Annotated in this window: 22 protein-coding genes and 1 pseudogene; 19 read left to right on the top strand and 4 right to left on the bottom strand. The window is 38.1% G+C overall.

Translation table 11 applies throughout. The features are described 5' to 3' along the window. Window positions 1-92: 92 nt before the first annotated feature. Window positions 93-233: a small acid-soluble spore protein P gene (locus JOC76_RS26845; protein ID WP_205181871.1), complete on the bottom strand. Its 141-nt coding sequence runs from the start codon at window positions 231-233 to the stop codon at window positions 93-95. A gap of 111 nt (window positions 234-344) precedes the next feature. Between JOC76_RS26845 and JOC76_RS26850 the strand changes: the two genes are divergently transcribed. Further along, window positions 345-614 (top strand): hypothetical protein, encoded by a 270-nt coding sequence (locus JOC76_RS26850; RefSeq protein WP_205181872.1) that lies wholly within the window; start codon window positions 345-347, stop codon window positions 612-614. A 143-nt stretch (window positions 615-757) separates the two neighbouring features. On the opposite strand, the gene sspO is transcribed toward JOC76_RS26850, so the two are convergent. Continuing rightward, window positions 758-910 (bottom strand): small acid-soluble spore protein SspO, encoded by a 153-nt coding sequence (gene sspO / locus JOC76_RS26855; protein ID WP_205181873.1) that lies wholly within the window; start codon window positions 908-910, stop codon window positions 758-760. A gap of 325 nt (window positions 911-1235) precedes the next feature. Between sspO and acnA the strand changes: the two genes are divergently transcribed. The 9 genes and pseudogenes from acnA (at window position 1236) to JOC76_RS26900 (ending at window position 11197) form a co-directional block, all read left to right on the top strand. Continuing rightward, on the top strand, window positions 1236-3941 hold the full coding sequence (gene acnA / locus JOC76_RS26860) for an aconitate hydratase AcnA (RefSeq protein ID WP_205181874.1): 2706 nt from the start codon (window positions 1236-1238) through the stop codon (window positions 3939-3941). Between the two features lie 368 nt (window positions 3942-4309). Continuing rightward, on the top strand, window positions 4310-6031 hold the full coding sequence (abc-f, locus tag JOC76_RS26865) for a ribosomal protection-like ABC-F family protein (RefSeq protein WP_205181875.1): 1722 nt from the start codon (window positions 4310-4312) through the stop codon (window positions 6029-6031). Window positions 6032-6120: 89 nt separating this feature from the next. Next, window positions 6121-6660, top strand: a complete 540-nt coding sequence (locus JOC76_RS26870) for a redoxin domain-containing protein (protein ID WP_205181876.1) — start codon at window positions 6121-6123, stop codon at window positions 6658-6660. Between the two features lie 254 nt (window positions 6661-6914). Next, the gene (locus JOC76_RS26875) at window positions 6915-7046 is read left to right on the top strand and encodes an FbpB family small basic protein (RefSeq protein WP_205181877.1); all 132 of its coding nucleotides are present in this window, start codon (window positions 6915-6917) and stop codon (window positions 7044-7046) included. A 65-nt stretch (window positions 7047-7111) separates the two neighbouring features. Continuing rightward, complete coding sequence (locus JOC76_RS26880) at window positions 7112-7255, top strand: acid-soluble spore protein N (RefSeq protein WP_205181878.1); 144 nt, start codon at window positions 7112-7114, stop codon at window positions 7253-7255. A 297-nt stretch (window positions 7256-7552) separates the two neighbouring features. Then, window positions 7553-7795 (top strand): small acid-soluble spore protein Tlp, encoded by a 243-nt coding sequence (gene tlp / locus JOC76_RS26885; RefSeq protein WP_205181879.1) that lies wholly within the window; start codon window positions 7553-7555, stop codon window positions 7793-7795. A gap of 262 nt (window positions 7796-8057) precedes the next feature. Further along, window positions 8058-10391 carry an AAA family ATPase gene (locus JOC76_RS26890; RefSeq protein WP_205181880.1) on the top strand — a complete coding sequence of 778 codons (2334 nt, stop codon included), beginning with the start codon at window positions 8058-8060 and terminating at the stop codon, window positions 10389-10391. A gap of 3 nt (window positions 10392-10394) precedes the next feature. Then, on the top strand, window positions 10395-10841 hold the full coding sequence (locus tag JOC76_RS26895) for an acyl-CoA thioesterase (protein ID WP_205181881.1): 447 nt from the start codon (window positions 10395-10397) through the stop codon (window positions 10839-10841). A 44-nt stretch (window positions 10842-10885) separates the two neighbouring features. Beyond that, window positions 10886-11197: pseudogene (locus JOC76_RS26900) on the top strand (hypothetical protein). Window positions 11198-11229: 32 nt separating this feature from the next. On the opposite strand, the gene JOC76_RS26905 reads toward JOC76_RS26900, so the two are convergent. Continuing rightward, window positions 11230-12387, bottom strand: a complete 1158-nt coding sequence (locus JOC76_RS26905) for a CapA family protein (protein WP_205181882.1) — start codon at window positions 12385-12387, stop codon at window positions 11230-11232. A 135-nt stretch (window positions 12388-12522) separates the two neighbouring features. Next, window positions 12523-13122, bottom strand: coding sequence for a glycerol-3-phosphate 1-O-acyltransferase PlsY (gene plsY / locus JOC76_RS26910; protein ID WP_205181883.1), 600 nt, complete (start codon window positions 13120-13122; stop codon window positions 12523-12525). A 357-nt stretch (window positions 13123-13479) separates the two neighbouring features. Here plsY and JOC76_RS26915 point away from each other — a divergent pair, with 357 nt between their 5' ends. From JOC76_RS26915 to JOC76_RS26955, 9 genes are all read left to right on the top strand, one after another. Next, window positions 13480-14784: a GGDEF domain-containing response regulator gene (locus JOC76_RS26915; protein ID WP_205181884.1), complete on the top strand. Its 1305-nt coding sequence runs from the start codon at window positions 13480-13482 to the stop codon at window positions 14782-14784. Between the two features lie 13 nt (window positions 14785-14797). After that, a complete protein-coding gene (locus JOC76_RS26920; RefSeq protein WP_205181885.1) occupies window positions 14798-15718 on the top strand; it encodes a sensor histidine kinase in 921 nt (306 codons plus the stop codon). A 109-nt stretch (window positions 15719-15827) separates the two neighbouring features. Further along, window positions 15828-16241 carry a CoA-binding protein gene (locus JOC76_RS26925; protein WP_205181886.1) on the top strand — a complete coding sequence of 138 codons (414 nt, stop codon included), beginning with the start codon at window positions 15828-15830 and terminating at the stop codon, window positions 16239-16241. A 290-nt stretch (window positions 16242-16531) separates the two neighbouring features. Next, entirely contained in the window at window positions 16532-18511 is a 1980-nt protein-coding gene (gene parE, locus JOC76_RS26930) for a DNA topoisomerase IV subunit B (protein WP_307784774.1), read from the top strand. Further along, window positions 18508-20946: a DNA topoisomerase IV subunit A gene (gene parC, locus JOC76_RS26935; protein WP_205181888.1), complete on the top strand. Its 2439-nt coding sequence runs from the start codon at window positions 18508-18510 to the stop codon at window positions 20944-20946. Before parE ends, parC begins: the two co-directional genes overlap by 4 nt. 99 nt (window positions 20947-21045) lie before the next feature. Next, entirely contained in the window at window positions 21046-21795 is a 750-nt protein-coding gene (locus tag JOC76_RS26940; protein ID WP_205181889.1) for a YybI family spore inner coat protein, read from the top strand. A 146-nt stretch (window positions 21796-21941) separates the two neighbouring features. Next, window positions 21942-22388, top strand: a complete 447-nt coding sequence (locus tag JOC76_RS26945; RefSeq protein WP_205181890.1) for a MarR family winged helix-turn-helix transcriptional regulator — start codon at window positions 21942-21944, stop codon at window positions 22386-22388. A 41-nt stretch (window positions 22389-22429) separates the two neighbouring features. Then, complete coding sequence (locus JOC76_RS26950; protein WP_205181891.1) at window positions 22430-24157, top strand: ABC transporter ATP-binding protein; 1728 nt, start codon at window positions 22430-22432, stop codon at window positions 24155-24157. After that, entirely contained in the window at window positions 24154-26046 is a 1893-nt protein-coding gene (locus JOC76_RS26955; protein ID WP_205181892.1) for an ABC transporter ATP-binding protein, read from the top strand. The genes JOC76_RS26950 and JOC76_RS26955 overlap by 4 nt, the downstream gene beginning before the upstream one ends. Window positions 26047-26447 lie beyond the last annotated feature (401 nt).

Here is a 26447-nt window from a genome sequence, read left to right on the forward strand (position 1 = left end):
ATTCAATGTAACATGTTGGTAAGCCGTATGCCTTAGTAGGGCACGTGCGGTTTGATAAGGGGGAAGCCTCGTGAGAGGTTTCCCTACTTTATTTACATATCATGACTAGTGTTATGGTTATTACGTGAGTGGTTACGGTTCTTAACTTTATGAGAGCCACTCATTGGCTCCGGCTGTCCTGATTGTTTTGGTGCATTCTTACGCATATCTTTACCATTATTTTTGTTTACCATCTTTCATCCCTCCTATCTGTTAGGATGCAGTCAATAAGTCTTTTTATGCTGAATAAATTTCACGGTTCTGTGCAATTTAACGGTATATAAATTGAAGGAGTGGATTAGAACATGCAAAAATATCCTTATAATAAAGACAAACAGCAAGCATTCCAAGCAGCACAACAGGGATATGAAAATGCACAAGGCTTGTACGAGACAATTGTGAGTGACAGTGCCAGCTATGGTCATCAACTAAAGCATTTAAAGGATGAAGTAAATGAAGCCTACCAGCAGATTGAAAATGCATTAGAGGTGGCTTCAGAACACCAGAGAGCACAATTAGAACGTTTTCAGCAAGACCTTCAATCAATGGTGACCGAAGTAAACCAAGAAGACTAAAAAAGCAGGAGGGAGACCTCCTGCTTTACTATCGCCCAGCTCGTCCAGCTGCAGCGCCTAGGGGCTCTTAGGTCTAGACAATCCGACAAGAAGGCTCGTCTTATGCCTGTCGCCCCTGTTCAAGGCGCTTCCGCTTTTGGATTTTACTGATTCTTTTTACGTTTTTTGTTGTTCATTCTCTCTTTTGCCGTTAATTCTGGCTCGCTAGCAAATTCCTCATTGAAACCAGCGCCTTTGCCTTGACCTTTAGCTGCATTCATTCCTGGAACTACATGATTAGACTTACGTTTTACCATGCCAATCACCTCCTGTCATTTAATATTTCCCTCATAACTTAAATAATGACAAAATAAAAGTTTTTTGCGATAATATTAACGAAAGGGTATTTTCCTAAAATTCTAAATTCACTTGTGTATAGTTGAGATTCACAAAATATTCTGAACAAAATACATAAAAAGCCATAAGAAAAACTTATCAATCGCAATAACTTTCTTGTTATTTACTTATATTATAGGTTGTATTAAGATAAGAATTGTGAGAAAAGTGAAGATGAATGGGAAAATTCAAACTTTCAAGACTTTTCATTAATTTTAGGAACGAATCGAACAGGGGGAATTACACATGGTAAAAAACGATGTATTTAACGCCCGTTCTTCCTTCGAGGCTAATGGTAAACGTTACCACTACTACCGTTTAGCTGCATTGGAAGAAGCAGGGATTGGCAATGTTTCTAAATTGCCATATTCTGTAAAGGTTTTACTTGAATCTGTACTTCGCCAATATGATGGCCGCGTAATTGCAAAAGAGCATGTTGAAAACTTAGCAAAATGGGGAACTGCTGAACTAAAAGAAGTGGACGTTCCATTTAAACCGACACGTGTTATCCTTCAGGACTTTACAGGTGTTCCCGTAGTAGTTGACCTTGCTTCCTTAAGAAAAGCAATGGCTGACCTTGGCGGAGACCCAGACAAAATTAATCCAGAGAAAACAGTTGACCTTGTTATCGACCACTCCGTACAAGTTGATGCTTATGGGGCTTCTGATTCATTAAAGATCAATATGGATTATGAATTTGAACGTAATGCTGAACGTTACCAGTTCTTAAACTGGGCACAAAAGTCATTTAACAACTATCGTGCAGTACCACCAGCAACAGGGATTGTCCACCAAGTAAACCTTGAATTCTTAGCAGATGTTGTGCATGTCGCTGAAGTTGATGGAGAACTTGAAGCATATCCTGATTCATTGGTAGGGACTGACTCCCATACAACAATGGTTAACGGTCTTGGCGTACTTGGCTGGGGCGTTGGCGGTATCGAAGCAGAAGCAGGAATGCTTGGACAACCTTCATACTTCCCTGTACCAGAAGTTGTTGGTGTTAAGTTAACTGGAGAGCTTCCAAATGGTGCAACTGCAACCGACCTTGCTCTTAAAGTAACTCAAATTCTTCGTAAACATGGTGTAGTTGGTAAATTTGTTGAGTACTTCGGACCTGGGGTACCTTCATTACCATTAGCAGACCGCGCAACGATTGCCAACATGGCTCCAGAATACGGTGCAACTTGCGGATTCTTCGCTATTGACGACGAATCACTTGCCTACCTACGTTTAACAGGCCGTGATGAAGAACAAGTGAAAGTAGTTGAAGAATACTGCAAAGCGAACGGATTATTCTTTGATCCTTCATTTGAACCAGTTTATACAGATGTTATCGAAATCGACCTTGCAGAAATTGAAGCAAACCTTTCTGGACCAAAACGTCCTCAAGACTTAATTCCTCTTTCTAAAATGAAAGAAGAATTCGTGAAAGCTGTTTCGGCTCCACAAGGAAACCAAGGCTTCGGTTTACAAGCAGATGAGCTTGAAAAGTCTGCAGTCGCTAAGTTTAATAATGGCGATGAAACTACAATCAAAACTGGTGCAGTAGCCATCGCTTCAATTACAAGCTGTACAAATACATCCAACCCATATGTTCTAGTTGGTGCAGGTCTGGTTGCGAAGAAAGCAGTTGAATTAGGAATGGAAGTTCCTAAATTCGTGAAAACTTCTTTAGCACCAGGTTCTAAGGTTGTAACTGGTTACCTTCGTGATTCTGGTTTACTTCCATACCTAGAGCAAATCGGTTTTAACCTTGTAGGTTATGGTTGTACAACATGTATCGGTAACTCCGGTCCATTAAAAGATGAAATTGAAAAAACAATTGCGGAAAATGACCTCCTTGTTACATCTGTTCTATCAGGTAACCGTAACTTTGAAGGACGCATTCACCCGCTTGTAAAAGCAAACTATCTTGCTTCACCACCATTAGTTGTGGCATATGCTCTTGCTGGTACAGTCAACATCGACTTTGCTACTGAAGCAATCGGTAAAGACAAAGATGGTAAAGATGTATTCTTCAAGGATATCTGGCCATCTACAGCGGAAGTAAATGATGTTGTTAAACGCACCGTTACTCCAGAATTATTCCGTAGAGAATACGAAAACGTGTTTGGTGACAACGAGCGCTGGAACCAAATCAAAACGAGCAATGAGCCATTATATGCTTGGGATGAAGATTCCACATACATTGCTAATCCGCCATTCTTTGAAGGTTTATCACCAGAGCCAGGCACTGTTGAACCTTTAACAGGTCTTCGTGTAGTTGGTAAGTTCGGTGACTCTGTTACAACTGACCATATTTCACCTGCAGGAGCCATCGGCAAGAATACTCCAGCTGGTAAGTATTTATTGGAAAAAGGCGTTCAACCTCGCGACTTTAACTCTTATGGTTCTCGCCGTGGTAACCATGAAGTTATGATGAGAGGAACTTTCGCAAACATTCGTATCCGTAACCAAATCGCACCAGGTACAGAAGGCGGCTTTACTACTTACTGGCCAACTGGTGAAGTTACTTCCATCTACGATGCTTGTATGCAGTACAAAGCAGATGGTACTGGACTTATGGTCCTTGCTGGTAAAGATTATGGAATGGGCTCTTCACGTGACTGGGCTGCGAAAGGTACAAACCTACTAGGCATTAAAACAGTTCTTGCTGAAAGCTTTGAGCGTATTCATCGTTCAAACCTAGTGTTAATGGGCGTACTTCCACTTCAATTTAAAGATGGAGAAAACGCTGAAACATATGGTCTAACTGGTAAAGAAACATTCGAAGTCCAAGTAGATGAAAAGGTAAAACCACGTGATCTTGTAAAAGTAACGGCTACTGATGAAGCTGGCAACAAGAAAGAATTCGAAGTTCTTGTTCGTTTTGACTCTGAAGTTGAAATTGATTACTACCGTCACGGCGGAATCCTGCAAATGGTTCTTCGTGAAAAATTAAAAGCTTAATTAGAAAGCTACAGCGCCCATAGGCGCTGTAGCTAGACTATTTTCAAGTTATTTACCTAACACCATGTCGAAATAGGCATGGTGTTTTTTTAGAAATAGTTGACAATTTTCTATTTTGTAAAATAAAATGGAACTATCAAACGTAAAGGAATGAACAAAGGGCGCATGAAGTTATAATCTTATTTTTCAGCACATTATTCGAATAACGAAAATGTTGAACCTGAAGAATAGGATTTTTCTGTCCTTTTTTATGTCCTGATCGTTTATACCTTTACAATGAAACCTCCAATAGGTCTACTTGTGATTGATTTTTTCGGTATAACTGTCTGACATAACTCTCTTTCAGGTTCATTGAAGGGAGTTTTTTTATGCATACAAATCAAAAAATCGTCTTAAAAGTCAGTGGAGTAGAGAAAAGTTTTCACTTGAGAAAAGTACTTGAAAATATCCAATTTAATATAAAAAGCGGAGATCGAATCGGGCTTGTCGGCTGTAACGGATCCGGAAAAACAACCCTGGCTAAAATCCTACTAGGTCAACTAAATCCGGATAAAGGTACGATTGAAATAGACGACCATGTAAAAATAGGCTACTTATCACAGTCCATCGATTATCAGGTTAATGAATGGGGTCAAAGTTTAGGAGAGGATTTATACCAATTTACAAAGGAATTGGGTCTTAATAAGGTTTATGATTGGAATGATGAACGCCTGTTGCATTTGAGCGGCGGAGAAAAACTAAAGCTTGCCCTATCACACATCTGGTCATCCAAGCCTGATTTTTTAATCCTCGATGAACCAACTAATCATTTAGATTTTAAGGGCATTAACTGGCTTATATCTGAATTGACAAAATTTAATGGACCGGTGTTAATCATCTCACATGACCGCCATTTTCTAGACCAGGCGGTAACCCAGATTTATGAATTAGAACAAAGTAAGCTCCATTTTTACAATGGAAACTATAGCGAATATATGGTTGAAAAACAAAAAAGAATTGAAAACCAACAGCATGCCTATCAGGTACAGCAGCAGCAAGTTCAATCAGTGGAAGCCCAAATGCAGCAATTAAAATCTTGGTCTGATAAAGCACACCGGGATTCAACTAAAAAAGGCTCTGGTCCCTCCAAAAGGCAATTTGGGATTAAAGAATATCATCGGGCAAAAGCGAAAAAACGTGACAGCCAAATAAAATCAAAAATGAAGCGACTAGAAAATGAATTGGACCAGAAAAGAATTGAAAAACCAAAAGAAGCAACAGAGGTTAAATTTCAATTTGAGAAAAGCGGAAAAAGAGGAAAAAGAATCATAGAGGCAAAGAATTTATCCATTGAATTTGACGATCATCGCATCCTTTTTCAAGGGTCGCAATTTTATATCAATCATGGGGAGCGAATAGGTTTATTAGGTGATAATGGCTGTGGTAAAACCACGTTAATTAGGATCATTTTAGGGGAAGAACCTCGCTATAAAGGTGATATTTGGAAGAGTGATTCGCTGAAAGCAGCCTATCTTAGTCAAGATGTGAATGATTTGCCTGCTGACAAAGCCGTTCTTGAAGCACTAGGGTTAACAGACCGACAAGATATCTATAGTGCTAGAACGTTACTTGCTAACTTAGGACTAAAGGAAGAACAAATCATGAAGCCATTGGGAACCTTAAGTCTCGGTGAACGAACAAGGGTGAAGCTTACGGATATGTTGATGAAAGATTACGATGTATTAATTCTCGATGAGCCAACTAATCATCTTGATTTAGCTAGCAGGGAGCAACTAGAAAAAACATTAAATGAGTTCACTGGGACAATTATAACTGTTTCCCATGATTATTACTTTCTAAATAAATTGTGTGATCGGCTGCTTGTATTTGAGAATCAGCAAGTGAAACGAGTTGAAAAGACCCTAGAGGAATATATAAATCCAGGTATTAAAAATACTAAAACCTGTGAAGAGGAATTATTGATTATTGAAAATAAGATTGCCTTCATTTTAGGTCAATTATCAATGATGGATCAAAAAAATCCTCAGTACGATGTGTTAGATCAAGAATTTAACTTGCTTCTTCAACAGAAAAGGAATCTTCAAAATTAATTTGTCACAACATTGGCATACGTTATTTTGTTTCAACTGACTTTATAGTGTAAAATCATTATAGCAGATGAAATAAAGGGGGTTCCCGAATGATTAAAAAAGTAATTGCCGCTGTTGTACTAGTCAGTTTACTAACAGTGGCAATTGTTCAAGCCATGGATAAAAAGACTGAAGCTCCTCAAACTTCGAGTGAAGTATCAGCAGCAGCTAAAGAGGGTCTATCGATTGGGGCTAAAGCACCCGATTTTGAATTAAAAACGTTATCTGGAGACACCGTAAAGTTATCGGATTTAAAAGGGAAAAAGGTAATGCTTAATTTCTGGGCAACCTGGTGCCCGCCATGCAAAGCAGAAATGCCTGAAATGGAGCAGTTTTCCAAGCAAATCGGCGATGATACTGTTATTTTAGCCGTTAATATCGATCCTCAATTAGATGTAAAAGGATTTGTGAATGAAAACAAAATCACGTTCCCAGTACTTCTTGATGCAGAAGACAAGGTGAATGAGACCTATCAGATCATTTCCATTCCAACAACCTATTTTATCGACAGCAAAGGAATCATTCAAAATAAATATACGGGCTCAATGAAACTTGATATGATGAAAAAATATACCCAAGAGTTAAAATAGACATTCAGGCATTGGTGAATCCAATGCCTTTTTTGTACTTTGAGAATTGTCCAGCTCCAGCACCTAGGGGCTCGGGGTCATAAGCCAATCCGTCAAGAAGGCTAAAAAGCAGCCTTCTTGACGGATTGGCTTATGCCTTTCGCCCCTGTTCAAGGCGCTTCCGCTTTTCGAACAAATTTTCAAAAAGTTGTAATAATTGCAAGCGTTATCGGGAATAATACCTGTTAGAATAGATAGTAAGGATGGTGAAAACGATGAGAAAACCTAGAAAACGTTCATTTGCGGAGCTTGTATCAGAAAATAAATCACAATTATTAAAAGACCGTGTGGCTATGGAGAAAATTGAACAACGTTTAGAAGAAAAGCGCCTTGGCAAAGCGGAGTAACACAAGAGTTTCCAATCATGCTTCCCCTTCTTATGGGTAAAATGTAAATAAGGAGGGATTGAAACATGGGTAATCCAAAAAAAGATTATAAACATTTCTCACCCAGTCATCTAGGTACACAACCTAGAGGCTTCAGTGGAAATAATGGAAAAAAAATGAATGATACTTCTGGGAAACACGCGCAAGTCATTCAAACAAAAGGCGAATAAACAATGAATATAAGATCCGTCAGGTACAAGCCTAGCGGATCTTTTTTTAATTCTAAGAAAGCATAAATTTTGCCTTCGAGAATTGTCCAGCTCCAGCGCCTAGCCCCTCGAGGTCCTTAAGACGGTCCCAAAAGGAAGGCAAAAAGCGCCTTCCTTTTGGGACCGTCTTAAGCTTGTTGGGGCTGTTCAAGGCGCTTGCGCTTTCCTATTACATTTCCTATGATTCTCCAGTGATAAATTTTGCTTTCGGTTACAAACTATATCTGTACCAAGTACACTTTGAGGAGGAATTTGACGATGACTAATAATAACCAAACTTATTCTACCAAACCTAATCCTGATGACCGCAGTGATAATGTTGAAAAACTTCAATCAATGATTCACAATACGATTGAAAATATCGAAGCCGCAGAAGATTCACTTGCTTGTACAGATAGTGAAACCCAAAAACAGCAAATCCAAGCAAAAAATGAACGCAGACGTGAAAGCATTGAATCATTCCGCTCTGAAGTAAAAGACGAGGCAAACCAACAAAGCTAATTAGGGTATAAAGGACCTGTTCATTGACGGAACAGGTTCTTTTTATAGAAATTGTCTAGCTCTAGCGCCTAGCCCCTGGATGGTTTACATGCGCTCAGGAAATGAAGGCAAAAAACGCCTTCTTTTCCTGAGCGTCTTATGCTTGTCGGGGCTGTTCAAGGCGCTTACGCTTTTCTTGAGACCTCTTATTTTATCATTGATTACTGATTATGGTAAGATAGTGTAAACTTGAGCAGTAAAAGAAATTTTAAATAGAAGAGTGATGATTTTGAATCAATTGGAAAAAAGTCGATCCGATGCCCATGAGCAGCTTCAACTGTGGGAAAAGGAATTGGAGAAAAAAGGGTTTATTTTAAATGAGGCAAAACTTGTAACCGCTATTCGAGATGAACAAAGCCCTATCACACGGTCTAAACTATTAACGTTAGGGGCCATATCTAGACTTCACCATAATAAAGAAGATTCCATTGCTGAGGTATGGTTAGAAAAGGCCTTACAGCTTAATCCGCATAATCAAAAAGCAAAAGAATATAGCATACAATCAGATTGGAAGAAATTCCAATATTTGTTAACACCTCTAACATTTCCATCAATGCGGGAAACAGATAATCGAACTGCCAAAAAGAAAACGGCAGAAGAGTATATTGCGGTATGTAAGAATTTCTTAAATGAAGCAGATGAACATTTGCACGAATTACAAAAAATGGTTGATACTGCTTCTAAGATGAACTTAATTGAACTTTTTCAAAGGTATGAAAAGCTAGCAGATTTACTTTCATCCGCGATTGAAGAAACAGGAAATTTACTAAAAGCAGCAGAAGAATATAATCAATCCATTACGGGCGTTTTCCATACATCGACTTATTTTGATGAATTAAAATTGTATATGGGAAACTTAGAAGAAATAAAGCAGCACTGGGAACAACTGTTTATTCAGGAAGAGATGCCTATTCCTGAGACTTTGGCAGCATTGGACCAACTGCAAAACATGGTTGGCATGAATTTAGTTAAAAAACGAGTGAATGATTTTTACCAGTTTTTAAAATACCAAAAACAACGTAAGGAACTGGGTTTTCAAATTAAAGACGAGCTTAGTCTTAATATGATTTTAACTGGGAACCCTGGAACAGGAAAAACGACTTTAGCCAGATTGTTGGCAAAGATTTATTATGAATTAGGAGCATTACCTCGGGAAGAAGTCATTGAGACCAATCGCTCACAATTAGTTGGATCCTTCGTCGGACAAACGGAAGAAAATGTCCGAGCTATCGTTGAACGCTCAATTGGAGGCGTCTTATTTATTGATGAAGCTTATAGTTTAAAACGTGAAGGTCAAACTGGAAACGATTATGGACAAGCAGCCATTGATACACTTGTTTCATTGATGACAAGCAAGGAATATGGCGGCAAGTTCGCGGTCATTTTAGCTGGTTACCCTGATGAGATGAGAAGCTTTATTAATGCGAATCCAGGTCTGAGAAGCCGATTCCCGCAATCTAATTTTATTCATTTGCCTAATTACTCAAATGAGGAATTAATTCAAATTGCTGAACTTGTAGCAGCTGAAAATGACTATCTTCTAACAGAAGAATCAAAAATAGAAATTCATCTTCGACTTGAAAAAGAACGTGTTGATGACACATTTGGTAACGCGCGAACGGTCCACAACATTGTTTTAGATGCTATTTTTAAAAAAGGGGCCAAGACCCCCGTTGAGGATAGAGATATTTTGGATATGATGCTGCTTGACAAAGAAGATTTTCAAATTGAAAAAGAGACTGTTTCTGAATCCCCTCAGGAACAGCTTAATCAATTAATAGGTTTAAGCTCTTTAAAATTAGAACTAAGGAAGCTTATTTCATTTGTCAAAATGCAACAATTTAGAAGAAAAAGGGGTCTTCCCACAGTACCGATTCAACTCCATGCTGTTTTTACAGGGAATCCGGGGACAGGGAAAACAACAGTCGCAAAAATCTACGCAGAGTTTTTAAAGGAATGTGGAATTTTAAAACGGGGGCATCTGATTGTTTCTAGCAGGGCTGATTTTGTGGCCGGATATGTTGGGCAAACTGCCGGAAAAACGAAGAAAAAAGTGAAGGAAGCATTGGGCGGAGTTCTTTTCATCGATGAAGCCTACTCACTACTCGGTCAAACGACCGGTGATTTTGGGAAAGAGGTCATTGATACACTTGTCGATGAAATGACAAAGCAAAATGAAAATCTAGTCATCATTTTAGCGGGTTATTCAAATGAAATGAATCAACTGCTCGAAAGCAATCCTGGGCTTCGTTCTCGTTTTAAGAAATTTTTCCAATTTCCTGACTATACAAACGAAGAATTGCTAGATATAATGTCTAATTATGCTGAAAAGTACCAATATATACTAACTGAAAACGCTAAAAACCTATTGCTTCAAACTATGGAAGATGAAAGTTTCAAAGGGAATGGTCGCTTTGCTACCAATTTAGTGGATGAAATGATACAAGCACAGGCCTTACGGTTAATGGAGGAAGAAGAAGAAGATAGCCTTTTAGAAAAAGCGATGTTTCTCGAGGTAGAAGATGTAGAAAAAGTACTAGGAAGAACTTCATATTGAGGAATGAAAGGAACTTATAGAGTGGAAAATTATTTTGTTTCAACGAGAGAAATCCAATTGTATTATGCAGATACTGATATGATGGGTGTCATTTATCATGCCAATTATTTAAAATTTTTTGAACTTGGAAGGACTGGGTTTATTGAGGACATAGGCTATAGCTATCTTGCTATGGAAGAATCCGGTTACTTTGCTCCTGTTTATGATATTCAAATAACGTACAAAAAACCATTACGGTATGGTGATAAAGCCTTTGTAAAAACTTGGGTTTCTTTAAATGATGGTATCAAAACGGTATATTCTTACACAATCGTAAATGGCAACGATGAAGTTTGTGCAGAAGGTACTTCCACACACATTATTGTGAAAAAAGATAATTTTAAACCGACCTCCTTTAAAAAGGCTTTTCCTGAATGGTACTTAAAATATGAGGAAATCAAGAAAAAATAATGGCTTTCTATGGCTGCATTTCCAACTAGGAATGAGGTGATGATTTGGCCTTTGGAATTAAAAGACATGAACTAAGAGAATGGAAACAGAAAATTGATCAAGGTGACATTGCTTTTTTAACTCATTATTGGTTGGATGACCGTTTTCCTGACTGTAAGACGGTGACCAAAGTAGGGTGCCAAGACATCGAAAAATTAGCAGAATGGGGCAAAAAATACGGGTTAAAGAAAGAATGAATCCATCATCGAAAGGATGGCTACTCCCATTTTGATTTACTGGGTCATATCCAAAGCGAAATTTTACAAAAAGAAGGTTTTATGGGACACCTTTATAAAAATAAAAACAAGCATACTTGATGAGTAAAAATATCAAGTATGCTTGTTTTTGATTATTGCAGCCATTGGTACATATGCTTTTGAATTTCTTCATACTTGGCTTGAGCGTTTGTCAGCCCAAATGAACCAGCCTTTTCAAGAGGTACGACCCGAAAGCTATGATTCTTTTGACTGCTTACATACATTGGTGTAAAAAGGGGATTGGAAATCTCAATCATGCTGCCGTTCCTGGAAACCTGTTTGGTGATATCAATGGTAGCTAATCCACCAATATCTCTGTTTTTGCCACGCTGTCCAGAAATAAAATTTCCTAAAGAATAGATGACAAACGATTTTCTACCATCTCTTGTCTTGATCCATTCCATCGGCTCTAGAACATGTGGATGAGAGCCAAAGATAATATCTACCCCTTCATTTGCAAGAAACTGAGCTAAATCCTTTTGATCTTTGCTCGGTATGGGTTGATATTCATTGCCCCAGTGAATACTCATTACTACCACATCTGAATTATCTTTTGCTCGCGCTATTTCTGATTTCATCGCATTTTTATTAATGATATTAACCAGATAGTCTTTCCCTTTGGGAATTGGAATTCCGTTTGTTCCATATGTATAGGCTAGAAAGGCGATTCTAATTCCATTCGAATTGATGATTCGTAACTTTTGGCGGTCCGCTGGATCAATAGAGCTGCCAACATGCGGTAAACCGATGTGGTCAAGGTATGATAATTCTAAACGAATTCCCTGTTCTCCCTTATCTAAGGCGTGATTATTGGCAGTTGAAACAATATCAACGCCTGAATGCGCGAGTGCATTTGCTACTTGGAAAGGGCTATTAAACCTTGGATAACCAGACAATCCTAGCTCTTTACCTCCCAAGATACTTTCTTGATTAGCTGTGAGGATGTCTGGTTTTTCTAGAATCGATTTTACCTGCTCGAAGATTGGATCAAAATTATAGTCGGCACCGTTAACAGCATCCTGGTAGACCGGACTATGAATGAGGATATCACCAATAGCTCCTACTGTTATTTTTTTTGTAAGAGTTGGGTCTCGATCAACATTAAATAGTGGACGTAATGAATGTTCCTGGACACGATAAATTTTATTCCCTGCACTTGTGCTCTGCTTCTGCTGTATGATTAGGACCGTTGAAATTGCAATACAACCAAAAATAATGAACATAGAAGGTAATAAGGTCTTTTTCTTCATAAGCTCTCCTTTATCAAGCAAACTGAAAGCAGATTATTTTTCTCTCCTTAGTCATACTATATTATATTTAAATATAAATTTACATTTATTATTTATTATTTAAACAAAAAAAGCTATAAAAGAGAGCAAGCCCTTTTATAGCCATTTTATTTTTGGTTCTGTCTTATTTCTTATTCTTTTAATATTTGCCCTGTGGCGGTATATGACAAATGACACTAACAACACTATCACGATTAATAACGGGATATTCCAATTAATGACTAATCCTGATATAACGGTATACAAAACAGCAGTAATGCCTGCAATAATTGATGATAGTGAAACATATTTGGTTATGTATAAACTAATAAAGAATACCACGATAACCGTCAAAAACATATACGGAGCTGCAAACAATACGACTCCGCCAGATGTTGCGACTGCCTTTCCACCACGAAATCCGGCAAAGATTGGATAGGTATGACCTATTACCGCAAAAATCCCAGCCAATAATGGATTTATATCCAAATGGAAGAGTACAGGAAGAGCAGCTGCTAACGTGCCTTTCAGGATGTCCGCAATCGTTACCGTTAAACCCGCTTTTACACCAAGTGTTCGAAACGTATTTGTACCACCTAAATTTCCGCTACCATGTTCACGGATATCGATTTTGTAAAATGTCTTCCCTACTATTAAGCCTGATGGAATGGAACCCAGCAAATACGCGAGGATCAAAACCAAAATAATTTGAACCATTCACAATTTCTCCTTCTATTAAGATCCAGTTCTTCTATTTTACCATGGATTTGCAAAAAAACACTAAACTTTCATCGATAACGTCCAAAAGAGACTAGAAATTAATGAAATTTAATTTAATAGATCATTAATCCCGTGAGATTTCTCCTGTTTAAGGCTAAAGTTAGAACAAATAAGGTCAAATTTATTACAAATATATGGAGAATTTAGAAACGGTTGATAAAGCAATTGAATGAGCTGAAATGTGCACCTATAATTAAGAAAAATCTATCTAATACATAAAAAAACCGACCAGGTTGAAATAGTTAAGGTCGGTTTTCTTACATAATCAAAACGTTGGATGAGGTGATTATCCTTATGGCAAGAAGTGTCTTGCAATATCTTAAATACCAATACCCAGAAATAAGAGTTTTATATGTGGAAGATGAAAAGTTTTCCCGAGAAAAACTTCTTCGGGTTTTAAATCGCCGCTTTGCACATATCCATGTCGCTATCGATGGCGTAGAGGGTTTGCAACTCTATCAAAAATATAAACCAGATTTAATCATTGCTGATATAAAGATGAATCAGATGAGCGGTTTAGAGATGATTAAGAAAATCCGTGCCCAAAATGAAAAGGTACAAGTGATTGTTACAACCGCATATGAGGATAATGAATTTTTTGTTCAATCGATTGAAAACAATGTAAACCATTATATATTAAAACCAATTGATTTAGATTTATTTCTTCAAGCAATCCAAAAATCTGTTTATCAGATTCAATTGGAAAAAGAGTTGGAAAAACAAAAGAATCTAACCAGGACTATACTTGATTTCCAAGATAATCTCATTTTTGTCATAGAAGATGACAATATTGTTGAATGGAATCAAGCTTTTACCACTATCACTGGGATTGGGATACACACCAATCATTCATCAAGCTATCAAAGTCAATTGCTTTCAAGTTTTTTTGTCGAGGATCCTCACTATTTTTATCCTAAAGATAAAACTCGTTGGATTGAGGAATTTTTAGCTACAGGGAAAACAAGCGCTAAAATCCGCTGGATATCTTCTCTCGGAAATGACTATAACTATGTCATGAAAGCGGGAACGATACCTGGTTCTAAACAAATCTTATTTGTCCTTACTGATATTACAGATTTAGAGAGAGAAAGCTGGCATAAGAAACACTTAGCCATGCTCGACCCATTAACGAGCAGTTATACACGACAAAAATTCAAGGACATTTTAGTGAATGAGATGAGACGTACCGAACGATTTGATCGAGCATTCTCACTCATTCTGATGGATATTGATGTCTTTCATACTTTAAATGGACATTTTGGTCAGACAGCAGGAGATCAAATATTAATCACCGTCTCTACCATTGTCCAGCAGCGGATTCGTGAATGTGATATCTTTGCCCGCTGGGGTGGCGAGGAGTTCATTCTTCTAGTCCCTGAGACCAATGGAAAAGAGGCTGTATTACTTGCGGAATCGATTCGTTCGATCATTGAAAAATACCCATTTCCCCATATCGGACAGGTTACGTGCAGTTTTGGAGTTTCCGAATTTGCTCCGGGAAAAACAAAAAATGAACTGCTTTTAGAGTTAGAAAAAGCACTTGCTTTTTCAAAAGCTAATGGACGAAATCGCGTAACATTATTCACCGAAGAACTTTAAGGGAGTGGTTAACTTGTTATTAATATATATTTCCATTGCATTAGTGTTTGGGTATATTATTTTGACCATTTCCTTGTCTGCATTTAAAAGTCGCATATTATTAAAAAAGCTGCAAGAGAGTGAAAAAAGCTATCGGGACTTGGCAGAGAGATACGAAGCGATTAATCGAAATTTAGAAAAAAAAATTCAGGATGAAGTAGAAAAAAATAGACAAAAGGATCATCTCCTCATCCAGCATTCTAGACTTGCTGCGATGGGAGAAATGATTGCTAGTATTGGTCATCAATGGCGGCAGCCCTTAAACAGTTTATCGCTTACCATTCAAGATGTAAGGGAGGAATTTGAATTCGGTCAGTTGGATGAAATTTATATCAACAATTTCACCAAGGAAAGTATGATTCAAATTAAACATATGTCCCGTACCATCAATGATTTTCATAAATTCTACAAACCGAACAACGAAAAAATCCCTTTTTCAATTGGAAGTTCCATTGAGGATGCCTTGTCTATTTTTTCATCAAGTCTCAAATATTATGGAATTGAGATGGAATTTGAATACCGTGGTCAACTTATGGCATATGGGTATCCAAACGAATATAGTCAAGTGGTGTTAAATATTTTAACCAATGCTCGTGATGCTTTTATTCAAAAGGATATCAACAATCGTCATATAAAGATTCAACTTGACGAATCAAAGGAATTCATTACAGCGGTTTTCACGGATAATGCGGGGGGAATTGAGCCTTCTCTTCTTGAAAAAATATTTGATCCCTATTTTACGACCAGACCGCAAGGAACCGGTCTAGGGCTATATATGACAAAAATCATTTTAGAAAATATGAACGGATTAGTAACAGTTGAAAACCATGAGGATGGTGCCTGTTTTTGTCTCTCCGTTCCAAAGTTAAAAGAGGAAGTAAAATCTGTTTCTTAAGTTAAGCTCTCTATTTTTTAGGGAGCTTTTTGAGTTTGCAAGCGTTTTATTATGGTTTTTATTGACAAAAGGGGTAAAATAAAGATATTAAACCCAAGGAGTGGTCCTAATGGCAATTGAAATTCCTAGACGGGAAGAAATAGGCGCTATATTAAATAAAGCAAAAAGAATTGCAGTGGTGGGGCTAAGTGATAATCCAGCAAAGGCCTCCTACCAGGTTTCAGAGGTTATGCAAAATGCTGGTTATGAAATCATCCCGGTTAATCCAGCTGTCGATCAAGTTTTAGGTGTCAAAGCTGTCGCTTCTTTAAAAGATATTGAAGGGCATGTTGATATCGTCAACGTATTCCGCCGTTCCGAACAATTGTTCGATGTTGCGAAAGAATTTGACGAGATTGATGCGGATGTATATTGGGCGCAGCTGGGGCTTGCCAACGAAGAAGCATATGACTTTTTAAAAGCAAAGGGATATACCGTCATCATGGATCGCTGTATTAAAATTGAATATGCTATGACAAGATAAAAACTGCTAATTTTTAGCAGTTTTTTTTTCGTTTTTCAGCTTAAAATGCACTAAAATTGTTTTACAAAAATATGTTGTTTTTGATTAGATATTTGCCAAATCGAAATAAATCGCTACAATAAAGCATAGACGCCACAAGAAGTTGTGTTAAAATAAGGGTGGCAAACATTAGTTCTATTGGATAATTTTAAAGGATAAATGACTCTTTTAAACGAATGTTATACTAAATAATTAGTTGAAAATGGCGGAGAGCGCCATTTATGTTTTTTAGGTATGAAAGGGGTATTTTAGTGGCAAGAAATCAGCAAGCTTTTGATTACAATGATGATGCCATCCAGGTACTAGAAGGTCTTGAGGCGGTTAGAAAGCGCCCAGGTATGTACATCGGCAGCACTGATTCACGTGGTCTCCACCATCTCGTCTATGAGATAGTGGATAATTCTGTCGATGAAGCATTAGGTGGTTTTGGGGATCAAATTATTGTAAAAATTCATAAAGATAATTCCATCAGTGTAATGGATAAGGGTAGAGGAATGCCGACGGGTATGCATAAAATGGGAAAACCAACCCCTGAGGTGATTTTAACCGTGCTTCATGCCGGCGGTAAATTTGGCCAAGGCGGTTACAAAACAAGTGGAGGCTTACATGGAGTAGGTGCTTCGGTCGTGAATGCCTTATCAGAATGGCTAACTGTGACCATTAAGCGTGATGGCTTCGTGTATGAACAACGTTTTGAAAATGGCGGTAAACCTGTAACAACTCTCGAAAAAATCGGTAAAACCAATCAAACAGGAACGACGATTCACTTTAAACCGGACCCAATCATTTTTTCGACAACAACTTATAACCTTGAAACTTTATCCGAACGGCTGAGAGAGTCAGCATTCTTGTTAAAAGGATTAAAAATAGAAATCATTGATGACCGTAATGATATTCACGAAGTTTTTCATTATGAAAATGGAATTGAGGCTTTTGTTCAATACCTAAATGAAGACAAAGAAACACTCCATCCTGTTGTCAGCTTTGAAGGTACTCAAATTGGCATAGAAGTAGATTTTTCCTTCCAATTCAATGATGGCTATTCTGAAAACGTCCTATCGTTCGTTAACAATGTCCGAACTAAAGATGGCGGTACACACGAGGCAGGAGCAAAAACCGCGATGACCCGTGTATTCAATGACTATGCCCGCAAAGTTTCACTTCTAAAAGAAAAGGACAAAAACTTAGACGGCAACGATATTCGTGAAGGATTATCAGCGGTTATTTCTGTTAGAATTCCGGAAGAATTGCTTCAATTTGAAGGACAAACAAAAGGAAAACTCGGAACTAGTGAAGCTAGATCTGCTGTTGATTCCGTGGTTTCGGAACATTTATCTTATTTCCTTGAAGAAAATCCTGATATCAGCTCCCTTTTGATCAAAAAATCAATTAAAGCCTATCAAGCTCGTGAAGCGGCAAGAAAAGCACGCGAAGATGCCAGAAACGGAAAAAAGAAAAAGCGTGGAGAAGCCGTTCTATCTGGTAAGCTGACTCCTGCGCAATCACGTAACCCGCAAAAAAATGAACTTTACCTAGTAGAGGGAGACTCGGCAGGAGGTTCTGCCAAGCAGGGCCGTGACCGACGCTTTCAAGCCGTCCTTCCACTGCGAGGAAAAGTTATCAATACAGAAAAAGCAAAACTAGCTGATATATTTAAAAACGAAGAAATCAATACAATTATCCACGCAATTGGCGGCGGAGTCGGTGCCGATTTTACCATAGAAGACATCAACTATGACAAAATCGTGATTATGACAGATGCTGACACGGACGGTGCCCATATTCAGGTATTATTGCTTACCTTCTTTTATCGTTATATGAAACCTTTAGTGGAAGCTGGTAAGGTATTCATTGCCCTCCCGCCTTTATATAAGGTGAGTAAAGGTTCAGGTAAAAAAGAAATAATTGAATATGCTTGGAACGAGGATGAGCTACAGGGAGCTATTAAAAAAGTTGGAAGAGGCTATATAATCCAGCGTTATAAAGGTCTTGGTGAAATGAATGCTGACCAATTGTGGGAAACCACTATGGATCCTGAAACACGAACATTAATCCGCGTCAAAATTGATGATATTGCTAGAGCGGAACGCCGTGTCACAACCCTTATGGGTGATAAGGTTGAACCGCGCCGTAAATGGATTGAAAGCAATGTAGCATTTGGTCTAGAAGAAAATGATACGATCTTAGAAAATGAAAATATTACAGTCTCAGAGGAGGTTACGGAACAATGAGTGCACTTGAAAAATTTCGCGACTTACCTCTAGAAGATGTAATCGGAGATCGTTTTGGACGCTATAGTAAGTATATTATCCAAGAACGTGCTCTGCCGGATGCACGGGATGGGTTAAAGCCTGTACAACGAAGGATCCTATATGCGATGCATGTCGAAGGTAACACATTTGAAAAAAACTTTCGTAAATCAGCCAAGACAGTTGGTAATGTTATTGGTAACTATCACCCTCATGGTGATTCTTCCGTTTACGAAGCCATGGTACGGATGAGTCAAGATTGGAAAGTAAGAAATGTCCTGATTCAAATGCATGGAAACAACGGTAGTGTCGATGGTGACCCACCAGCTGCAATGCGTTACACAGAAGCAAGGTTATCGGCGATTGCCGCAGAATTGCTAAGAGATATTGAAAAAGACACGGTAGAATTCATCCCAAACTTCGATGACACTTCTAAGGAACCAACCGTACTACCTGCGATGTTTCCGAACTTGCTTGTGAATGGATCGACTGGGATTTCAGCAGGTTATGCAACTGACATACCGCCACACCATCTAGGTGAAGTAATAGACGGCGTTATGATGAAAATGGATAAGCCAGATATAACGGTTGATGAACTCATGACCGTAATTAAAGGACCAGATTTCCCGACAGGCGGAATCATTCAAGGGATTGAAGGCATTAAAAAAGCCTATGAAACTGGTAAAGGTAAAATCATTGTCCGCAGTAAAGCAGAAATTGAAGAAATTCGCGGCGGTAAGCAGCAAATTGTCATTACGGAAATTCCATATGAAATTAATAAGGCTAATCTCGTCAAGAAGATGGATGAGTTCCGAATCGATCGAAAAGTTGAAGGAATGTCAGAGGTTCGTGATGAGACTGACCGAACAGGTCTAAGAATCGTCATCGAATTAAAAAAAGATGCTGATGCAGAAGGGGTCTTGCATTACTTATATAAAAATAGTGATCTTCAAGTAACGTATAACTTTAATATGGTCGCTATCCATAACAGACGACCAAAACTGATGGGAATCCGTGAGATGCTGGATGCCTATATTGAGCATCAAAAAGAAGTCGTTACTCGTAGAACGCAATATGACCTCAATAAAGCAAAAGAGCGTCAGCATATTGTTGAAGGTTTAATCAAGGCTTTATCGATTCTTGATGAAGTGATCGCGACCATCCGTGCATCTAAAGATAAGCGTGATGCGAAAGATAACTTAATGGCTAAATATGGCTTTACTGAAATTCAAGCAGAAGCCATTGTATCTTTACAGCTTTATCGTTTAACAAATACAGACATCACTGCTTTACGCAATGAAGCCGAAGAATTAGCCAAAAAAGTAGAAGAACTAACTAGTATCTTAGCGAGCGAGAAAAAGCTTTTATCCGTTATTAAAAAAGAACTTAAAGACGTGAAAAAACGGTTTGCAGATGACCGCCGTTCCAAAATTGAAGCGGAAATTGAAGAAATCAAAATTAATCTTGATGTAACGGTTCCTAGTGAAGATGTGATTGTGACCGTTACAATGGAAGGCTATGTCAAACGGACCAGCCAGCGTTCATTTGCGGCATCCGGTGGACAAGATCTAGCGATGAAAGAGTCGGATCGACTACTAGCCCAACTTGATATGAATACGAAAGATGTATTACTACTCTTTACGAACAAAGGGAACTACTTATTCTGCCCTGTTCATGAACTACCGGATATCCGCTGGAAGGACCTTGGGCAGCATGTAGCCAACATCATACCAATTGAACGTGACGAAGAAATCATTCAGGCCATCTCTGTCAAAGACTTTGAAATGGATGCCTTCCTTGTTTTTGTCACAAAGAACGGGATGGTGAAGAAGACAGAACTGAAAGCCTATAAGGCACAGCGTTACTCCAAACCGCTGGTTGCTGTGAATTTGAAGGATGATGACCAAGTAATTGATGTCCATTTAACCGATGGAAACCAAGAACTTTTCTTAGTCACAAACTTAGGTTATGCTTTATGGTTCCATGAAGAAGAGATTAGTATTGTTGGACAGCGGGCTGCTGGTGTAAAAGGGATTAACCTAAAAGATGACGATTTTGTAATTGGCGGTAAATTGGTTACACCTGGCAGTAACGAATCCATTGTGGTTGCAACCCAGCGTGGCGCCTTAAAACGAATGAAATTGAAAGAGTTTGATAAAACCTCCCGTGCCAAACGGGGTGTCGTTATCCTTAGGGAACTTAAATCAAAACCACATCGTATTACTGGTTTTGTAACAGCAAATGAACAGGATCTTATTATTGTTCAAACAGAAAAAGGTCACACTGAAACGTTTAAAACAGTGGATATTAGCTTTAGTGACCGCTATTCAAACGGATCATTTATTCTTGATGAAGATGAAAACGGTAAAGTGACAACTATCTGGAAAGAAGCTACAATAGAACAGGCAACTGAATAATCTTTAAGAGAACCTCCATAGAAATAAGGAGGTTCTTTTTTTCATCTTTTTTCCAAAACTGGTCATACTAACTAAAAATAGGATGCGGAGGGGAACTGGATGAAAAAAGAGATGTTACTAATCATGATTTCTTTTTTTCTTATTTCGCTAACGACCATTACCGGTGTTTATGCGATTGAAGAAAATACAAAAGCCGTCACTATTTCAAAGCAAGCAGCAGATCTGAATGGCGATGGACAAAATGAGACCATTCTTTTAAAAGGAGTGCCGGACCAAGAGCAGCAAGATTATTTGAAAAGAATCTTTATCGAAGTATTAGGGTCTAACGGCAGAACCTATAGCTTTCCTTTAGAAAGTGGATCTAAAGCTTCTCTAAAGTTAGTGGACTTAAACCATGATGGGTTAAAAGATTTATTTGCCAACGTATTAACCGGCAGTCATCAAGACGATCTCATTAACTATTTGTATAGCATAAAAGATTTTGTTCGGACAGATCTAACAGTTCCAGACCCATTAGAGATGGATGCAAAATTCAAAAATGGTTATAAAGCAGAAATTAAATTGTCCGATAATGGAAAAACGTATTTATTTGATTTGAAAGACCGTAAAGACTATTATAAAAAACTTGGTTTTTATTATCGTGGAAAACTTAACGAGCCCATGGAATTAACTGTAAACCCCTTTAATCGTATGGAGGTGGTTCAAATCGATAAACAAAGAATCGGCTTAAAAGGTCAACAATTAGTAACAGGAATTGCAAATGCAGATACGATTGCGTCTGTCGATTCCATTTGGTATTATGACCAAGGTCAATGGAAGCTTTATCGAGAAGAGGTTAAAGCATCATAATTCATTTCAATCAAAACACAGATTATGTTCTGTGTTTTTTCTTTTAGATAATAATTGACGCAAAGTGATTGGAGGAATATACTTAGGTTTATAAAAAATTAAGTTACCTAACTATTAGGTTGGTAAATAAAAAGAGGTGATTTACATTGGCCCATTTTGAAAGTGAGACGGCCCAAAAATTAATTAGTGCTTTCCAGCAATTCCGGAAAACAGGTCGGCAGGAAAAGAAAATAGGCCGCTTTAACCCGAGTGAATTCAGAGTTCTTGCACTTATTCAGCGGGCAAAAGAAAACAACAGTGAGATGAAGGTTTCGGAAATTAGTCAGAAGTTACGAGTAACTCCGCCAACTGTTACCCAAATCATTAATGTGCTTGAAAAAGATGGTTTTATTGAACGGACGATAAATCAAGAAGATCGGCGTGCTGTAAAGATTCGTTTAACAGAAGCTGGAATAAAGGCCGCTGAACAAGCTAGAAAGAAATTCTCAGAGACTTTTCTAGGCTTAGTTGATTATTTAGGGGAAAAGGAAAGTCAACAATTAGCCGATCTACTTTTTAAGGTACATGATTATTTCGAACAGTTAGATTCTTAATAGGTCATTATTTAAAAAAGGAAAATGGAGAGGGGATTATCTTGTTAAAATTAAGAAAATACATTAAACCATTTCAATTCACAATATGCCTCGTCCTAGGACTTGTCCTTTTGCAATCTTTATCCGAATTATACTTACCAACACTTATGTCGGATATTGTTGATAAAGGGGTCATTACTGGTGATACCCACTTTATATGGAAAATTGGCGGTTATATGCTGCTAGTGGCAGCTGGCGGTATGATTTGTTCCATTGCAGCGAGCTTCTTTTCAGCCAAAGCTGCATCCGGCTTCGGAAGATTATTACGTAGTAAAATCTTCTCACATGTTTCCAATTTTTCATTAAGTGAATTTGATAAGCTTGGGACAGCTTCGCTTATCACACGAACAACAAACGATATTACGCAAATTCAACAGGTCATGATTATGATGCTAAGGATGATGGCCTTTGCACCTATGATGTGTATCGGTGGGATCATTATGGCGTATTCAAAGGATGCCAAACTAACACTCGTTCTTGCTGTAGCGATTCCGATTTTAATTGTAGCCATTGTAGTCATTGCTCGAAAAGGGATTCCATTGTTTAAGGCGATGCAAGTTAAGTTGGATAAACTAAACCGTGTTTTAAGAGAGAATTTGACTGGGATTCGGGTTATCCGTTCCTTTAATCGAGTTGGTCATGAGAAAAAACGTTTTGATGAAGCCAACTGGGATTTAACGCAAACTGCTATCAGAGTTAATAAGATTATGGCTGCGATGATGCCAATTATGATGGTTGTCTTAAACCTTACGACTGTGGCAATTATTTGGTTCGGCGGACATCGAATCAGCAATGGGAATATGGAAGTTGGTGATATGATGGCATTTATTCAATATGCCATGCAAATCATGTTCTCATTCATTATGTTGTCAATGATGTTTGTGATGATTCCAAGAGCATCTGTTTCAGCAGTTCGTTTAAACGAGGTACTAGAGACAGTGGCGGATATTAAGGATCCAACTACACCTGCCTCTTTGGAAGAGAGAAAAGGCCATGTGGAATTTCGGGATGTTACGTTTAGTTATCCCGGAGCTGAAATGCCTGCCATCTCTAATATTTCTTTTTCTATGAATCCGGGTGAAGTAACGGCAATTATTGGAGGCACTGGCTCAGGTAAATCAACCCTCATTAACTTAATTCCGAGATTTTATGATGTGGATAGTGGGCAAGTAATTGTGGATGGAGTGGATGTTCGTGATATGACACAAGAGCAGCTTCGTCAAAAAGTCGGCTTTGTACCACAGCAAGCTATTTTGTTTACAGGTACCATTGCAGAAAATATTCGCTATGGCAAAGAAGATGCTACTGATAAAGAATTGGAGCATGCAGCAGAGATTGCCCAGGCAACTGAGTTTATCACCTCAATGCCAGATGGATTCCAGTCTACTATTGCTCAAGGGGGAACAAATGTTTCTGGAGGGCAGAAACAACGCTTATCGATTGCACGTGCCCTTGTAAGAAAGCCGGAAATTTATATTTTTGATGATAGTTTTTCAGCTCTAGATTTTAAAACAGATGCAAAATTAAGGGCCGCTTTAAAAAGAGAAACCTTAGATTCAACCGTGTTAATTGTGGCACAACGTGTAAGCACGATTATGGATGCCGATCAAATTATTGTATTAGATGATGGGAAGATTGCCGGAATCGGTACTCACAAAGAGCTTTTGGATTCAAGCTCTGTTTACCGTGAAATCGTCATGTCACAGCTGTCAGAGGAGGAAATCGCATGAGTGAAGATTCAAAAAATCAAAGACCGGGATTTGGCTCAGGACCACAAAGACCAGGTCTAGGCGGGGGATTTGGTCCTCGAGGAATGGGGATGCCTGTCCAAAAAGCAAAAGATTTTAAAGGTACCCTTAAAAGACTAGTCGTTTACTTAAAACCGTATAAACTCCAGCTCATTTCAGTCCTCATTACTGCGATTATTAGTACCATCTTTTCAATTGTCAGCCCGAAAATAATGGGTAAGGCGACAACAAAGTTATTTGAAGGACTAATGATGAAGTTTAAAGGTGTCCCAGGAGCAAAAATTGACTTTGATTATATTGGTCAAATTATTTTACTATTGATTGGTCTCTATATTTTGAGTGCCATATTTGCTTATTTACAGGGATATATCATGGCAGGGGTGGCACAGAAGACAGTTTATAATCTTAGAAAAGAAGTAGAGGAGAAGTTGAACCGTCTTCCATTAAAGTACTTCGATTCTCGCACACATGGGGAAATTCTCAGCAGGGCAGTCAATGATGTCGATAATATTAGTTCCACCTTACAGCAAAGTTTGACTCAACTGATTACATCAGTTGTCACGATTATTGGGGTTATCGTCATGATGCTGTCCATTAGTCCTTTAATGACCTTAATTGTCGTCGTTACGCTGCCACTAAGCTTTATCGTAACGGCCAATATTGCGAAAAAGTCCCAACAGTATTTTAAAGGGCAGCAAAAAGCACTTGGTCAGCTTAATGGTCATGTTGAAGAAATGTATACGGGTCATAAAGTGGTCAAGGTATTTGGTCATGAGAAAAAATCAATTGAACAATTTGAAGAAATCAACGAAAGTCTTTTTCAATCAGGTTGGAAAGCACAGTTTGTATCAGGTATGATTATGCCCCTCATGTCATTTATAAATAATATTGGCTATGTTTTTGTCTCCGTTGCCGGCGGAATCCTTGTTACCAAAAAGGCAATCGAAATCGGTGATATACAAGCCTTTATCCAATATGCCCGACAGTTTTCACAGCCCATAGCCCAAACGGCACAAATTGCTAATATCATTCAATCAACAATCGCTAGCGCGGAACGTGTGTTCGAGATTTTAGACGAAACTGAGGAAGTTCCAGAAGCAGTAGAACCAAAAGAAATTCAAACACCTCAAGGTAATGTTAACTTTGAACATGTTTCCTTTGGGTATAAAGAAGATGAATTATTGATTCAAGATATGAATATTGAGGTAAAATCTGGTCAAAAGGTTGCTATCGTTGGACCAACAGGTGCAGGAAAAACCACTTTAATTAATTTGTTAATGAGATTCTATGAACTTAATTCTGGTCAAATATTAATCGACGGTATTGATACCAGGAATTTTAAACGAGAAAGGTTAAGAAGTCTTTTTGGAATGGTGCTTCAGGATACATGGCTATTCAATAGTACAATACGCGATAATATCGCGTACGGAAAAGAGGGGGCCTCAGAAATGGAAATTGTGGCTGCCGCGAAAGCAGCTAATGCTGATCACTTTATTCGTACACTACCAGATGGGTATGATACAGTCTTAAATGAGGAAGCATCGAATATTTCCCAGGGTCAGAAACAATTGCTGACGATTGCAAGGGCAATCTTAGCAAATCCTTCTATTTTGATTCTTGATGAGGCGACGAGCAGCGTTGATACTCGAACAGAAGTTCAGATTCAAAAGGCGATGGATTACTTGATGAAGGGACGTACGAGCTTTGTGATTGCGCATCGGTTATCAACCATTCGTGATGCAGATTTAATTTTAGTCATGAATAATGGTTCGGTAATTGAGAAAGGGACACATCAGGAATTATTAGATAAGGGCGGTTTCTATGCTGATTTATATAATAGTCAGTTTACCAGTCAGAAAAGTGTAGGATAAAATAAAAATGCGCTTAGGGTGTTGTTCCTAAGCGTATTTTTATTTTCGTGTTCTTAAGTGGGGAGGGGGACTTAAAGACAATAGGGAGGAATTTTTGCATGAATTTGTCTTCAAGATGGGCTATTAAAGACGATATGGGGTAAATTTTTGATGGGATTGTCTTCAAGAGGGGTTCTTAAAGACGACATGGAGAAAATTTTTATTGAAATTGTCTTCAAGAGAGGCTATTAAAGACAAAAATATGATAATTCTTTTTAAAATGTCGTCAAAAGAGGATCTTGATGTCAAAAGAAAATAATATTAGCCAGAATTTATTTTGATAATTAAATTTCATTTCATTTTGTCTCACTATCTTAAGTATACTTAGTCATTGAGACAACAACTGATTTTGGGAACATAAT

The sequence above is a fragment of the Neobacillus cucumis genome, from assembly GCF_016908975.1.
Lineage (GTDB): Bacteria > Bacillota > Bacilli > Bacillales > Cytobacillaceae > Neobacillus > Neobacillus cucumis.